Origin of the sequence: Brucella pseudintermedia, from assembly GCF_008932435.1 — a bacterium.
Lineage (GTDB): Bacteria > Pseudomonadota > Alphaproteobacteria > Rhizobiales > Rhizobiaceae > Brucella > Brucella pseudintermedia.
The window spans coordinates 85,964-99,726 of sequence record NZ_WBWE01000009.1; the positions used below are offsets into that span (position 1 = coordinate 85,964).

Below are 13,763 nucleotides of genomic sequence, written 5' to 3' on the forward strand. Positions count from 1 at the left end.
ATTTGCTGGCCCCTGAGCGGACATGCTCCGGGCACATTGAATCGGTCCGATCCTAATCGCCGGATGGTTAATTCCTCATTAACCATGCAGGAACTGCGAACAAATCCCATTGATGAAATGAAAAAGGCGCAGTTTCCCGCGCCTTTTTCCGCTTGAGACAATCCCGCTCTATTGAACGGATTCGCCGTGCAAAGCGATGTCGAGGCCTTCGATCTCGGCCTGCTTGCTGGGCCGCAGGCCCATGATGGCCTTGACCACATAGAGGATGATCGCAGTGGCAATCGCGGTGTAAACGATGGTGATGGCCGCGCCGAAGAACTGCTTGCCGATAGTGGCCCCTTCGCCAGCGGGGTTGATCGCTGCATCGGCAAAAAGGCCGGTCAAAACAGCACCCACGAAGCCGCCTACGCCATGGACGCCGAATGCATCGAGTGAATCGTCATAGCCGAGCGCGTGCTTGATCTTGACTGCCGCCAGATAGCAGACCGCACCGGCGACGATACCGATGATAAGCGCCCCTGTCGGATTGACGAAACCGGCGGCAGGCGTGACGGCAACAAGGCCTGCAACGGCACCCGAGACGATGCCAAGCACGCTTGGCCTGCCCGCTACCGCCCATTCAACGAACATCCAGGCCAGAGCAGCACCTGCGGTCGCAACCTGCGTGTTGAGCATGGCAACACCAGCGAGCGCGTTGGCCCCGGCAGCAGAGCCGGCATTGAAGCCGAACCAGCCAACCCACAGCAGAGCGGCGCCGATAACCGACAGGACAAGATTGTGCGGCGCCATGTTGGTGTGGCCGTAACCGTCGCGCTTGCCGATGATGAGGGCGGCAACCAGGCCGGCGACGCCGGCATTGATATGGACAACCGTGCCGCCAGCAAAATCAAGCACGCCGTCCGAAGCCATGAAGCCACCGCCCCAGACCCAATGCGCCACCGGAATATAGACGATGAACAGCCACAGTGTCAGGAAGACCAGCATGGACGAAAACTTCATCCGCTCGGCAAATGATCCGGCGATAAGTGCAGGCGTGATGATGGCGAAAGTCATCTGGAAGGTGATGAACACATATTCGGGAATTGTTCCCGTCAGCGATTCCATCGTGACGCCGGAGAAGAAGGCCTTGGAAAGACCGCCAATATAGGAATTGAGTGAGCCGCCATCGGTAAAGGCCAGTGAATAGCCTGCGATCATCCACAGAATGGACATGAGACAGGTGATGGCAAAGCTCTGCATCACCGTGGACAGCACGTTCTTCTTGCGCACCATGCCGCCATAAAACAGCGCCAGACCCGGTATGGTCATCATCAACACCAGCGCGGTTGAAGTCAGCATCCAAGCCGTATCGCCCGTATCGAGGGTTGGTGTCGGTGCGGCCTCCTGTGCAATTGCCGTTCCCGCCATGGCGACGAGCGCAGGCAAGGTAGCCAGAAGGGCCGTTTGCTTGTTTCTTCCTGTTATGAACATCGAATATCTCCGTCGAAGGGCGGCTTCAAACGCGGCTGCGCTGGAAAGACCGGTTCAAACAGAGAGAAACAAAATTCATGCCAGTTGGCAGAAACAGATAAATTAACTGCAAATTTTGTGATGTCGGGTACGCCCGACGCGGGAATTTGCCGCTGCGAATGTGTTGCTACGGACGCAGCTCCAGACCGAATGATGCCTAACTGGTTCATTCGATTCGGTTTTACACCGCGGCACCTCGCAAGCCACTCGCGAAATGCCTTAAATTTAACCAGTCACTTAATCCCTGATTAAAAACTAATCAATTGTTCTCATGAACGCGGATAAGCCCTTCCTGCGCCACCGATGCGATCAGCACACCGTCGCGCGTATAAAGCGCGCCGCGGTTGAAACCACGTGCGCCTGAAGCGCTTGGCGTATCCTGCGTGTAGAGGAGCCAGTCGTCGAGCCTGCACGGGCGATGAAACCACATGGCGTGATCAAGGCTTGCCACCTGCATGTCCCGGTCGAATATCGTGCGCCCATGCGGATGAAGCGACGTGTCCAGCAACGTCATGTCGGAGAGATAGGCGAGAATGGCTGCCTGCAACGCCCGGTCATCCGGTACGATGCCACTCGCCCGGACCCAAACATGCTGGGCAGGCTCGAGCTTCTCACGCGAGAAATAATGGGTAAGCGAGACAGGCTTGATCTCGATGGGCCGTTCCCGCTCCCAGTATTTGCGAACATTGGGCGGCGCCATATGGAGATATTGTTCCTTGATGTCACGATCGCCGACGAGTTGCTCGGGCATGGGCAACCCTTCCGGCATCGGCATCTGATGATCAAGCCCGCCTTCATCGATCTGGAACGAAGCGGAAAGCGTGAAAATTGCCTTGCCATGTTGCTTGGCCAGGACGCGTCGGGTGCTGAAGCTGGAGCCGTCGCGGATACGGTCCACCTCATAGACGATGGGGATGGCCGGATCGCCGGGCCGCACGAAATAGGCATGGAGCGAATGCACATGGCGCTCGGGCTCGACAGTGCGTTGCGCGGCAATCAGTGCCTGCCCGATGACCTGTCCGCCGAACACCCGCTGCCAGCCTACCTGTGGACTGTTGCCTCGAAACAGATCCACCTCGAGCATTTCCAGATCGAGGATGGACAGAAGCTCACGCATTGCCGCCGTCTGCTCGATCCCGGACTTTTCTTTTTCAGACATGGACAGCCTGCCTTCCGCAACCATATATGCTGTTACAAAGTTCGAAAGGCATGTTTGAGCCCGCCCATCCATGCCTGTCAAGAACCGGGCACGCAGGAGGAAATGCATTCCCGCACCAATGGTGGGCTGGGGATGCGCGGCGCGGCAAAATATCGGGTTTCATACGCAGCGATCTGTGCCAAAACACTGCGCGAAAGACGGATTCTGGAAAGGAACGACAATGGCTGGCCAGAAAAAAGTAGGCGCGCCACGCAATAATGATGTGGTGATTGCAGGCGGCGGCTATGTCGGGCTTGTCACCGCAGTTGCAATCAAATCGGCAGCACCGCATCTTTCCGTGACGGTGATTGATGGCGCTCCGGCTGGCGCCTGGAAAAGCGATCCGCGCGCTTCCTCCATCGCCGCCGCCGCCTCACGCATGCTCGACCAGCTCGGCTGCTGGCAGGAAATCCTTCCCGAAGCGCAGCCCATAACGGAAATGGTCATCACCGATTCGCGAACTTCCGATCCCGTGCGCCCAGTGTTCCTGACTTTTGAAGGCGAAGTCGAGCCAGGCGAGCCCTTTGCCCATATGGTGGAAAATCGCGTCCTCAACACCGCCCTCCACAACAAGGCGGAAGCGCTTGGCATCACCTTCCTTGAAGCAACAAGCGTGGATAATTTCACGACGCTTCCCGAAAGCGTGACCGTCACGCTTTCCGATGGAGACACGCTCGAAACGCGCCTGCTGATCGCCGCAGATGGCGCGCGCTCTCGCCTCCGTGATCTGGCGGGTATCAAGACGGTCAACTGGGACTACGGCCAGTCCGGGATCGTCTGCAATGTCGCGCATGAACTGCCGCATGGCGGTCGGGCCGATGAGCATTTTCTCCCGGCCGGACCGTTTGCGATCCTCCCGTTGAAGGGCAATCGCAGTTCGCTTGTCTGGACCGAGCGCACATCAGATGCCGAACGCCTCATTCGCGAAGACGACTTCGTGTTCGAAGCAGAACTGGAGCAACGTTTCGGCCATCGCCTCGGCGCCCTGCATGTCGAAGGGCCGCGTCGCGCCTTCCCGCTCGGCCTGACGCTGGCGCGTGAATTTGTCAAGCCGCGCTTTGTGCTGGTGGGCGATGCGGCGCATCGTATCCATCCTATCGCCGGTCAGGGCCTCAATCTCGGCTTCCGCGACGCCGCCGCAATTGCGGAGGTCGTGGTTGAAACAGACCGGCTCGGCCTCGACATCGGTTCATTTGCTGCGCTGGAGCGTTACCAGTCCTGGCGTCGCTTCGACACCGTGCAGATGGGTGTCACGACAGATATCCTCACCCGGCTTTTCTCCAACGACAATCCAGCCGTCCGCTCGATGCGCGATATTGGCCTCGGTCTCGTCGACCGGGTTCCAATACTGAAATCCTTCTTCATCAAGCAGGCTGCAGGCCTTTCAGGCGATACCCCTCGCCTGTTGAAGGGCCAGTCCATCTGAGTGCTGGCCCCGTTCCCCGATCGCTCTATATTGGAAGAGAAATCCCAACCGAGAGGAGAGCTTCCCATGGACAGAAAAGCAACCGCCGTCTGGCAAGGCACGCTGAAGGAAGGCAAAGGCACCCTCGACACGCAAAGCGGTGCGCTGAAGGATCTGCCTTACGATTTCTAGGCTCGTTTTCAGGACGAAAGCGGTCGCTCCGGCACCAATCCGGAAGAGCTTCTGGGCGCCGCCCATGCAGGCTGTTTTGCCATGCAGCTTTCAGCCCTCCTGACAGAACACGGAACCCCGCCGGAAAAGCTGGAAGCGACTGCCGCGGTTACTGTCGGCCCCGCAGCCGGCGGCGACTTTGAAATCAGCCGCAGCGCACTCACGCTTAACGCGACAATCCCCGGCATCTCAGCGGAAGATTTCGAGGCGCTTGCGAACAAGGCCAAGCAGTCCTGCCCGCTTTCAAAAGCGTTGGGCGCTATTGAGGTAACGCTGGACGCAAAACTGGCTTGAACGAATATAAGTTGCGAGGATAAGAAGCGGGCGCAAGCTCGCTTTTTATTCCGGCAGGTGGCAGACAGCCTCGATATTATGGCCGTCCGGGTCGATAACGAAAGCGGCATAATAGTCGGGATGATAATCGGCCCGCAGGCCGGGCTTGCCATTGTCCTTGCCGCCAGCGGCAATGGCTGCTTCATAAAAGCGGTCCACCTCGGAGCGGGTCCCAGCCGAAAAAGCGACATGAAGCACGCCCTTGAGCTTCGCCCCCTTCTGCTTGCCGATCCAGAATTCCGGCTTGCCATTGCGGCCATATCCCACCCAATCGCCGAATTCCATGGCGCGGCCTATGCCGAGCGGCGCCAGCGCCGCATCATAAAAAGCCCGCGACTTGGGCATGCTGGAAATGTTGAATCCGATATGATCGAGCATGATGGCCCTGTCTCCGATGGATATGCCCTAATGAGATATCGGTGCCTCTACAAAGATCAAGCCTTCTACGAAGGTGAACCAAAGTTTAGGTAAAGGAAAAGGGGGAAGGTTTGGACCTTCCCCTCTTGGTTCTTGGAATCGATCTCGCAATTACACGCGGCGCTCGACCATCATCTTCTTGATTTCGGCAATTGCCTTGGCCGGGTTCAGGCCCTTCGGGCAGGTCTGCGCGCAGTTCATGATCGTGTGGCAGCGATAGAGCCGGAACGGGTCCTCGAGATTGTCGAGGCGTTCGCCCTTGGCTTCATCGCGACTGTCGATCAGCCAGCGATAGGCCTGAAGCAGCACGGCGGGGCCGAGATAGCGGTCGCCATTCCACCAGTAGCTCGGGCACGAAGTCGAGCAGCAGGCGCACAGAATGCATTCGTAGAGGCCGTCAAGCTTCTGGCGATCCTCATGGCTTTGCAGCCATTCCTTCTGCGGCTCCGGCGAAACCGTCTTGAGCCAGGGCTCGATCGAACGGTGCTGGGCATAGAAATTGCTGAGGTCCGGCACGAGGTCCTTCACCACCGGCATGTGCGGCAGCGGATAGACCTTGATGGCGCCCTTGATGTCGTCCATGCCCTTGGTGCAGGCCAGCGTATTCGCGCCATCGATATTCATAGCGCAAGAACCGCAAATGCCCTCACGGCACGACCGGCGCAGCGTCAGCGTCGGGTCGATTTTGTTCTTGATATAGAGCAGACCATCCAGCACCATCGGCCCGCAATCGTCACGGTCGACATAATAGGTGTCGATGCGCGGATTGTCGTCATCGTCCGGCGACCAGCGATAAATGCGGAATTCCGTGACACGCTTTGCGCCATCAGGACGGGGCCAGGTCTTGCCCTCCTGCATACGGGAATTCTTGGGAAGTGCGAGTTCAACCATTGCTCTTTCCCTTGATTAGTAAACGCGCTTCTTCGGCGCAATCTTGGCGAGGCTGATGCCGCCTTCCTCTTCCGTCGTCAACGGATCGAGATGGACAGGACGGTAATCAAGCTTGACCTTGCCATCCGGCGACAGCCAGGACAGGGTATGCTTGCGCCATTCGGCATCGTTGCGATCCGGGAAATCCTCATGCGCATGGGCGCCGCGGCTTTCGTGACGCGCTTCCGCCGAAACAACGGTCGTCAGCGCATTGGCCATCAAGTTTTCCAGTTCCAGCGTTTCCACCAGATCGGAGTTCCAGATCATCGACCGGTCAGTGACCTTGACGTCCGGCAGCTCCTTCCAGAGCTTTTCCATGCGCTCGACGCCCTGCTTGAGCGATTCCGAAGTGCGGAACACGGCGGCATCTTCCTGCATGGTGCGCTGCATCTTTTCGCGCAGTTCCGCGGTCGGCTGGGAGCCGTTGGCAAAACGCAGGCGGTCGAAACGCTCCATGATCTTGTCGCAGGCGGCAAGGTCGAGATCGGGAATCTTCGACTTGCGGTCGATGACCTGACCGGCGCGGATGGCAGCCGCACGGCCGAACACCACGAGATCGATCAACGAGTTGGAGCCGAGACGGTTCGCACCGTGCACCGAAGCGCAGCCCGCTTCGCCAACGGCCATCAGGCCCGGCTGCACGCGGTCCGGATCGTCAGCGGTCGGGTTCAGCACTTCGCCCCAGTAATTGGTCGGAATGCCGCCCATATTGTAGTGAACGGTCGGCAGAACCGGGATCGGTTCCTTGGTCACATCCACGCCTGCAAAAATCTTGGCCGATTCCGAAATACCCGGCAGGCGCTCATGCAGAACGGCTGGATCGAGATGGTCAAGATGCAAGAAGATGTGATCCTTGTTCTTGCCGACGCCGCGACCAGCACGGATTTCCATGGTCATGCAGCGCGAAACAACGTCGCGCGAGGCAAGGTCCTTGGCCGAAGGAGCATAGCGTTCCATGAAGCGCTCGCCTTCGGAATTGACCAGATAGCCGCCTTCGCCGCGTGCGCCTTCCGTGATGAGGCAGCCCGCGCCATAGATGCCGGTCGGATGGAACTGCACGAATTCCATGTCCTGCAGCGGCAGCCCGGCGCGTGCCACCATGCCGCCACCGTCGCCGGTGCAGGTGTGCGCCGAGGTAGCCGAGAAATAGGCGCGGCCATAACCGCCCGTTGCCAGAACCACCATCTTGGCAGAGAAGCGATGGATGGTGCCGTCATCGAGGTTCCACGCCACAACGCCGGTGCACACACCGTCGGTCATGATGAGATCGAGCGCGAAATATTCGATGAAGAACTGCGCGTTGTTTTTCAGCGACTGGCCGTAAAGCGTGTGCAGGATCGCGTGGCCGGTACGGTCGGCGGCAGCGCAGGTGCGCTGGACCGGGGGGCCGTCGCCGAAATTCTGCATGTGACCGCCGAACGGGCGCTGATAGATCTTACCTTCTTCGGTACGCGAGAACGGCACGCCGTAGTGCTCGAGTTCATAGACGGCGGCTGGTGCTTCACGCGCCAGATATTCCATCGCATCGGTATCGCCGAGCCAGTCCGATCCCTTGACGGTATCGTACATGTGCCACTGCCAGCTGTCCGGGCCCATGTTCTTGAGCGAAGCGGCAATGCCGCCCTGTGCGGCGACCGTATGCGAACGGGTCGGGAAAACCTTGGTGATGCAAGCCGTCTTCAGGCCCTGCTCGGCCATGCCGAGCGTTGCGCGCAGGCCTGCACCGCCAGCCCCGACGACCACCACGTCGAACTTGTGATCGACATAGGTGTACTTGCTTGCCGCGGCAGGCGCCGCATTGTTTACTGCACTAGCCATCGGGCTATCAACCTCCGAAGCTCAGCTTGAGGATCGCAAAAATGCAGGCGAAGCCGACAACAGCGGTAAAGAAGCTGTTCAGCATCACCAGCACGACCTTCATGCCTTCACCATGCACATAATCTTCGATAATGACCTGCATCCCCAGACGCATGTGGTAGACGCCGGTTAGAACGAACAGCGCCATCACGATTGCGGTGAATGGATGCGACAACGCAGCCCGGACTTCCGCATAGCTTGCGCCATTGAGCGAAATGACCAGACCGATGAAAAACATGACCAGCGGCACAAGGGCGACCGCGCTCAGGCGCTGATACCAGAAATGGCCGGTACCTTCCTTGGCCGATCCCAGACCCCGAACCTTGCCGAGCGGGGTGCGCATATCATTGTTCATACCGTTCATGAAACCAGCTCCCCTTAGCGCACCGAATAGGCGACGACCCAGACGAGGATCGTGGCGATGACGGAGAAAACAACGGTCGTCCAAGCGATCTTGGAGGCGGTGTGCTTTTCAAGGCCTGCGCCCGTATCCCAGATCAGGTGGCGAACACCGCCAGCCAGATGGTGCAGAAGCGCCCAAGTATAGCCGAACAGGACCAGGCGGCCGATCCAGGACGAGAATAATGCGTTGACGGTATTGAAGCACTCCTCGCTGACCGCAGCCGAAATCAGCCAGGCCGCCAGCAGCAGGGTGCCGAAGTAAAGTGCGCCGCCTGTGATACGATGAACGATGGACATCGTCATCGTAATAACCGGCTTGTAGACGGATAGGTGGGGCGACAAAGGACGCTGGCGCGTTACAGTCGGTTGTGTCATGGCTCTGTAGGCTTCCCTGACGTTTCTCTCCGGCCCCACTCTGCTGACGACGATCAGCAAGGCAGCCGGGTTGCGGGTTCTGCCGAACCCTGGTTCGACGCCGTCCCCGGCACAGGGAACCGGACTTTACGATCCCGCGCCGGTACGACCCAAGAAAATATGGCTGGACCGTGGCGTACGGCCCTATGTGGCGCTTTCTACTGCTCTTTTACCATCACGTCAAAGAAGCTTTTTCACGAAAAGACTAACAATTGGTCGCACCTTGGCGACACATTCGCGTGATTGCGGCATTCAAACGATTGAAGACCGCAACCCGCAAAAACATGTGTAATTTCATCAACTTTCGGGAAGTCGCTTAATTGCCGAATCGAATCACATAGCTCGACCAGTCGGCAGCCGTCGCAATCTGTTCATAGAGCTTGCGCCCGTCTTCCGGCACGCGCGGCGCATTGAGTACCAGCTTGGACCAGCTGCGCTCCTCGGCCTTGTCGGCCAGCACGTCGATCAGGGCCTTGGCGATGCCTTTTCCGCGATGATCGTGGTGCACATAGATATGATCGACCTGTCCCGCGCGCAGGCCGGTCACCGGTTCGGGCAGGTCGTAGAAGATCACGAAGCCGACCAGGTTTCCGTCGACCCGGGCTCCCAGCGTTTCAGCGGCACGGTCCTGAAGCAGATGCTCGGCATAAAAATCATCGGGACGGCGTGGCGCCCCCCGCTTCAGCGCCTGCGCGTAGCTTGCCAGCAGCGGCGCGAACTCATGGGCATCCCGCAGATGGAGGAGCGCTATATCGACGGCATGATCTTTGGTCATTGGACGTTCCTTGGCGTTTCCAGTTCTTCGATGCGCCACCTTGCGAAGCAGCAGCGCGCGGAAGAGCGGTTCGATTGTAGCCAGCACGGATGACAAAGGTAAAGAAAGAGTTAAGATAGCCATCATTCTCTTGATGAAACCTGACAAGGCTTGAATGATGATGGCAAAGCGCGGACCGACAATGCTTGGTTTCATCGGAACTCTCGCGCTGGCTAGCCCCACACTCGCCGACGATGCGATACGTTCCATGGATGTATCAGGAAACCTCGTGATCCAGATGCCGGATAATGGCGCGAAGATCATCCGGGTCGGCGCGGCGCAAAAGCCTGTTTCTACGCCACCGCAGCACATCAGGATAATTTCTGTGCCGCGCGACAAAGCCATCGCCTACATCGTGGCAAAGCCCAACAGCAATTGCGAAAGTGCCGTCGTGATGCGCGGACGCTCTTTCATGTATGGGATCGACCGCGGGGAAACGCCGGTTTTGGACCATCCCGGCTGCCGCTGATCGCGCCGTTCAGCGCCCTGTCATTGAACGAAATTCGAGAACGGTTTCGTCCACCATTATCGGCAGCGCGCTGCGGACGCAGTTGCGCCCAGCCTTTTTTGCTTCATAAAGCGCACCATCCGCGCGTTTATAGAGATCGGAAAACACATCGTCGAATTCCATTTCCGCAATGCCGAAGCTCGCGGTGAAAACAATTGTCCCGTTTCGTCCGGGAATATGGATATCGCGGCAGACAAGCCGTGTCTTCTCCGCGAATCGCCATGCCGATTGGATCGTGTTCCCTGGCAGGATGATCGCAAATTCCTCACCGCCGATGCGAGCCGAAATTCCGTTTTTACCGTTCGCCGCCTTGCGCAATTCGGCGGAGAAAGCAGCAATAACACGATCTCCCAACGCGTGGCCGTGCGTGTCGTTGATCGCCTTGAAATGATCGATATCGCAAAGGACGAGCGACAGGGCCTGCCGCATGCGCTTCGATTTTTCTATCGCGGCTTCGGCTCGAAACTCGAAGCCGCGCCGGTTGAGCAGCCCCGATAGCTGGTCCGTCTCGGAGCGTATCAGCATATTGGCAATCAACTCCCGCATCAGGCTCAAAAGCAGGAGCAAGCCGCCAGCAACGGACAGAGCGGCCCCGATCGACTGCGAGAACATCGCATAGGTCGTATCTATATAATCTTTCGGCTCCACGCCTGTTCCTCCCGATAGCATGGCGATGACCGGCTTGAACAGAAAATGGATGGCGCTGATGCCGAACAGCACCGCCATCAAGGTGTCGATGCCATTGCGATCCACCCGCAGGATCACCCGCACGGCCAAAAGCAGGATGAGGAAATAGGGCACCTGATAGAGAAGCATGCCTATCATCTGGCTGCGGGCAATGTCGTATATGCTGTAAACTATCGCGAGGGATACAACGGTCAGCAGCCCAAGCGCGATCCACGGTACAGGCCGGGCATACATGCGTGCCAGACCGATGACCAGACAGGCCAATGCCAGATAGTAGGACGCAAAGGCCAGCATATAGCCAATGCGGGGATTGGGAATGGAAGGCATGGCAAGCTCTGTCAGGAAATAAAGCATTGCGAAAATGAATCCGAAGGCAAAGACAGGCGCTGCCGCATTATCCCGCGCGTAAACAGCTATGCCGAGGAACGCGAAAGCAAACAGACCGGAGACGGTCATGTTGATCAGAAGGATAAAGTCGGCTCCATTCATCTGTGCTCTTCCCCTGCCGGCTGTCAAAGTCTTCCCGGACGCCAGCCACCCCGGCACACCCATACAATCAAAGCGTGAAAAACCTGCTAATTTACAGCCAAAGAAAAACCGCCGGGATGAACCGGCGGTTTGATCTTCTGAGAGTCTTCGAGGAGCCTCGGAGTGGTTCCCTGTTTTCACAGAATCGTTGGAACCGCTCTATCTATTTGTTCTGCCGCATTTCCAACCGTTTCACACTTTTGGTTCGGAATGCTCTAGTTCCACTCGCGAATGTCGACGAAATGTCCGGCAATCGCGGCAGCGGCGGCCATGGCAGGCGACACGAGATGCGTGCGGCCCTTGAAGCCCTGACGGCCTTCGAAATTGCGATTCGAGGTGGAAGCGCAACGTTCTCCCGGCTTCAGGCGATCATCATTCATGGCAAGGCACATCGAACAGCCAGGCTCGCGCCAGTCGAAGCCGGCTTCGATGAAGATCTTGTCGAGACCTTCAGCTTCCGCCTGCTCCTTCACCAGACCGGAGCCAGGCACGATCATCGCGCTCACACCGGCGGCGACCTTCTTGCCTGCGGCCATGCGCGCAGCGTCGCGAAGGTCCTCAATGCGGCCATTGGTGCAGGAGCCGATGAACACCCGGTCAATCTTGATATCGGTCATCTTGGTGCCGGGCTTCAGGCCCATATAATCAAGAGCACGCCACTTCGATGCACGCTTGGTCTCGTCCTTGATCTCGTCTGGATTCGGAACGATGTCGGTAACGAAGACCACGTCTTCCGGCGAGGAGCCCCAGGACACGACCGGCGAAATCTTGGCAGCGTCGAGTTCGACGATCTTGTCAAAATGCGCGCCTTCGTCCGAATGCAGCGTCTTCCAGTAGGAAATCGCCTGTTCCAGCGCTTCGCCCTTCGGCGCGCGCGGCTTGTCCTTGATATAGGCAAAGGTCGTTTCGTCCGGCGCGATCAGGCCAGCACGGGCACCGCCCTCAATCGACATGTTGCAGACCGTCATGCGGCCTTCCATCGAGAGCGAGCGAATGGCATCGCCCGCATATTCGATCACATAGCCGGTACCGCCAGCAGTACCGATCTCGCCAATGATGGCAAGCGTGATGTCCTTGGCAGTGACGCCAGGCGCCAGCTTGCCATTCACGCGCACCAGCATGTTCTTCGCTTTTTTCTGGATGAGCGTCTGGGTTGCCAGAACGTGCTCGACCTCGGAGGTGCCGATACCGTGCGCCAGCGAACCGAAAGCGCCGTGCGTGGAGGTGTGGCTGTCGCCGCATACGATGGTCATGCCGGGCAGCGTAAAGCCCTGTTCCGGCCCGACGATGTGTACGACGCCCTGACGCCGGTCACGCTCGGAATAATATTCGACGCCGAAATCGGCGGCATTCTTGGCCAGAGCCTCGACCTGAATGCGGCTTTCCTCGTTCTTGATACCGTTGATGCGGTCCGGCGAGGTCGGAACATTGTGATCGACAACCGCCAGCGTCTTTTCAGGATGGCGCACCTTGCGGCCAGCCATGCGCAGGCCTTCGAAAGCCTGTGGGCTCGTCACTTCGTGCACAAGATGGCGATCAATATAAAGGAGGCAGGTTCCGTCTTCCTGCTGATCCACTACATGGTCGTCCCAGATCTTGTCATAAAGTGTACGCGGCGCGCTCATTGCGGGAGGTCCTTTGAATAGTTCTTAAACTTGGCTGTCATATGCACCCGCCATCGCGCTTCGTCAAGAAACTGAAACCGCAACAGGGTGTCGCAGTAACATTCTTGCGAAATGCTGGCAGAATTATGCAATATGTTACGCAGGTCTTTGCTTTTGGCAAATAAAAAAGGCGACCCGAAGGCCGCCTTTTCAAACAGGGTATCATAAAGCTTATTCAGCAGCCTTGGCGGCTTCCGCCTTGGCAGCGGCAGCCTTGTCGGCTTCGCGCTCGGCCTTGGTGCGGTTGTCTTTCTTTTCAGCGATACGGGCAGCCTTACCCGTGAGGCCACGCAGGTAGTAAAGCTTCGCGCGACGAACCTTGCCGCGGCGAACCAGTTCAACGCCCTCGACGATCGGGGAGTAAACCGGGAATACGCGCTCTACGCCTTCGCCGTAGGAAATCTTGCGAACGGTGAAGTTTTCATTGAGGCCAGCGCCGGAACGGGCGATGCAGACGCCTTCATAGGCCTGCACGCGGGTACGCGTACCTTCGGTAACGCGAACCTGAACGCGAACCGTGTCGCCCGGCTGGAAATCTGGAAGCTTGCGCTTTTCTTCGATCTTTGCTGCCTGTTCGGCTTCAAGCTGACGAATGATATCGGTCATCGTCTTTCTCCTTCTGAATTCTTCTCAAACAGTCAGAGCGCTCTGCACTTGCCACCAAGCTATCCTTGGCCCTGTGGCTATGCCCTCAAATTCAGGCAGGAGCGGTACACCATTTATTGGTTTTGGATGTCGGTATTTCCCGAACCCGCAGGCACATACAGCATCACGACCGCTTTGTCACGCCCTGTCAGAAATTTTCGTAGTCATCAGGCACAAGCCTGTGTCAGAATTATCGTCAACAATAAAAGCTTAAATCGTAA

At 58.0% G+C, this 13,763-nt stretch carries 13 protein-coding genes and 1 pseudogene; 3 read left to right on the plus strand and 11 right to left on the minus strand.

All coding sequences use genetic code 11. The annotated features are described in order from the left end of the window. Positions 1-168: 168 nt before the first annotated feature. Both F9K78_RS12935 and tesB read right to left on the minus strand, forming a co-directional pair. Positions 169-1,470, minus strand: coding sequence for an ammonium transporter (locus F9K78_RS12935; RefSeq protein WP_121984929.1), 1,302 nt, complete (start codon positions 1,468-1,470; stop codon positions 169-171). Positions 1,471-1,768: 298 nt separating this feature from the next. After that, positions 1,769-2,668 (minus strand): acyl-CoA thioesterase II, encoded by a 900-nt coding sequence (gene tesB / locus F9K78_RS12945; protein WP_121984930.1) that lies wholly within the window; start codon positions 2,666-2,668, stop codon positions 1,769-1,771. Positions 2,669-2,888: 220 nt separating this feature from the next. On the opposite strand from tesB, the gene F9K78_RS12950 reads away from it, so the two are divergent. Together F9K78_RS12950 and F9K78_RS12955 are read left to right on the plus strand one after the other, a co-directional pair. Further along, entirely contained in the window at positions 2,889-4,133 is a 1,245-nt protein-coding gene (locus F9K78_RS12950; protein WP_121984931.1) for a ubiquinone biosynthesis hydroxylase, read from the plus strand. Positions 4,134-4,199: 66 nt separating this feature from the next. After that, positions 4,200-4,637, plus strand: a pseudogene (locus F9K78_RS12955) (OsmC family protein). 45 nt (positions 4,638-4,682) lie between these two features. Here the strand turns inward: F9K78_RS12955 and F9K78_RS12960 are convergent. The 6 genes from F9K78_RS12960 to F9K78_RS12990 all read right to left on the minus strand — a co-directional run bounded on the left by F9K78_RS12960 (position 4,683) and on the right by F9K78_RS12990 (position 9,471). Continuing rightward, a complete protein-coding gene (locus F9K78_RS12960; protein ID WP_121984933.1) occupies positions 4,683-5,054 on the minus strand; it encodes a VOC family protein in 372 nt (123 codons plus the stop codon). Between the two features lie 150 nt (positions 5,055-5,204). Next, the gene (locus tag F9K78_RS12965; RefSeq protein ID WP_121982368.1) at positions 5,205-5,984 is read right to left on the minus strand and encodes a succinate dehydrogenase iron-sulfur subunit; all 780 of its coding nucleotides are present in this window, start codon (positions 5,982-5,984) and stop codon (positions 5,205-5,207) included. A gap of 15 nt (positions 5,985-5,999) precedes the next feature. After that, entirely contained in the window at positions 6,000-7,841 is a 1,842-nt protein-coding gene (gene sdhA, locus F9K78_RS12970) for a succinate dehydrogenase flavoprotein subunit (RefSeq protein ID WP_121984934.1), read from the minus strand. A 7-nt stretch (positions 7,842-7,848) separates the two neighbouring features. After that, the gene (sdhD, locus tag F9K78_RS12975; RefSeq protein ID WP_121982370.1) at positions 7,849-8,244 is read right to left on the minus strand and encodes a succinate dehydrogenase, hydrophobic membrane anchor protein; all 396 of its coding nucleotides are present in this window, start codon (positions 8,242-8,244) and stop codon (positions 7,849-7,851) included. 14 nt (positions 8,245-8,258) lie between these two features. Beyond that, the gene (gene sdhC / locus F9K78_RS12980) at positions 8,259-8,657 is read right to left on the minus strand and encodes a succinate dehydrogenase, cytochrome b556 subunit (RefSeq protein ID WP_121984935.1); all 399 of its coding nucleotides are present in this window, start codon (positions 8,655-8,657) and stop codon (positions 8,259-8,261) included. 355 nt (positions 8,658-9,012) lie between these two features. After that, complete coding sequence (locus F9K78_RS12990; protein ID WP_006470954.1) at positions 9,013-9,471, minus strand: GNAT family N-acetyltransferase; 459 nt, start codon at positions 9,469-9,471, stop codon at positions 9,013-9,015. Positions 9,472-9,625: 154 nt separating this feature from the next. On the opposite strand from F9K78_RS12990, the gene F9K78_RS12995 reads away from it, so the two are divergent. Next, a complete protein-coding gene (locus F9K78_RS12995; protein ID WP_235925420.1) occupies positions 9,626-9,979 on the plus strand; it encodes a hypothetical protein in 354 nt (117 codons plus the stop codon). 9 nt (positions 9,980-9,988) lie between these two features. Here the strand turns inward: F9K78_RS12995 and F9K78_RS13000 are convergent, their stop codons facing one another. The 3 genes from F9K78_RS13000 to rplS all read right to left on the minus strand — a co-directional run bounded on the left by F9K78_RS13000 (position 9,989) and on the right by rplS (position 13,503). Continuing rightward, positions 9,989-11,194: a GGDEF domain-containing protein gene (locus F9K78_RS13000; protein WP_121984937.1), complete on the minus strand. Its 1,206-nt coding sequence runs from the start codon at positions 11,192-11,194 to the stop codon at positions 9,989-9,991. A 254-nt stretch (positions 11,195-11,448) separates the two neighbouring features. After that, positions 11,449-12,858 (minus strand): 3-isopropylmalate dehydratase large subunit, encoded by a 1,410-nt coding sequence (gene leuC / locus F9K78_RS13005; protein WP_121984938.1) that lies wholly within the window; start codon positions 12,856-12,858, stop codon positions 11,449-11,451. 210 nt (positions 12,859-13,068) lie between these two features. After that, positions 13,069-13,503, minus strand: a complete 435-nt coding sequence (gene rplS / locus F9K78_RS13010) for a 50S ribosomal protein L19 (protein ID WP_121984939.1) — start codon at positions 13,501-13,503, stop codon at positions 13,069-13,071. Positions 13,504-13,763 lie beyond the last annotated feature (260 nt).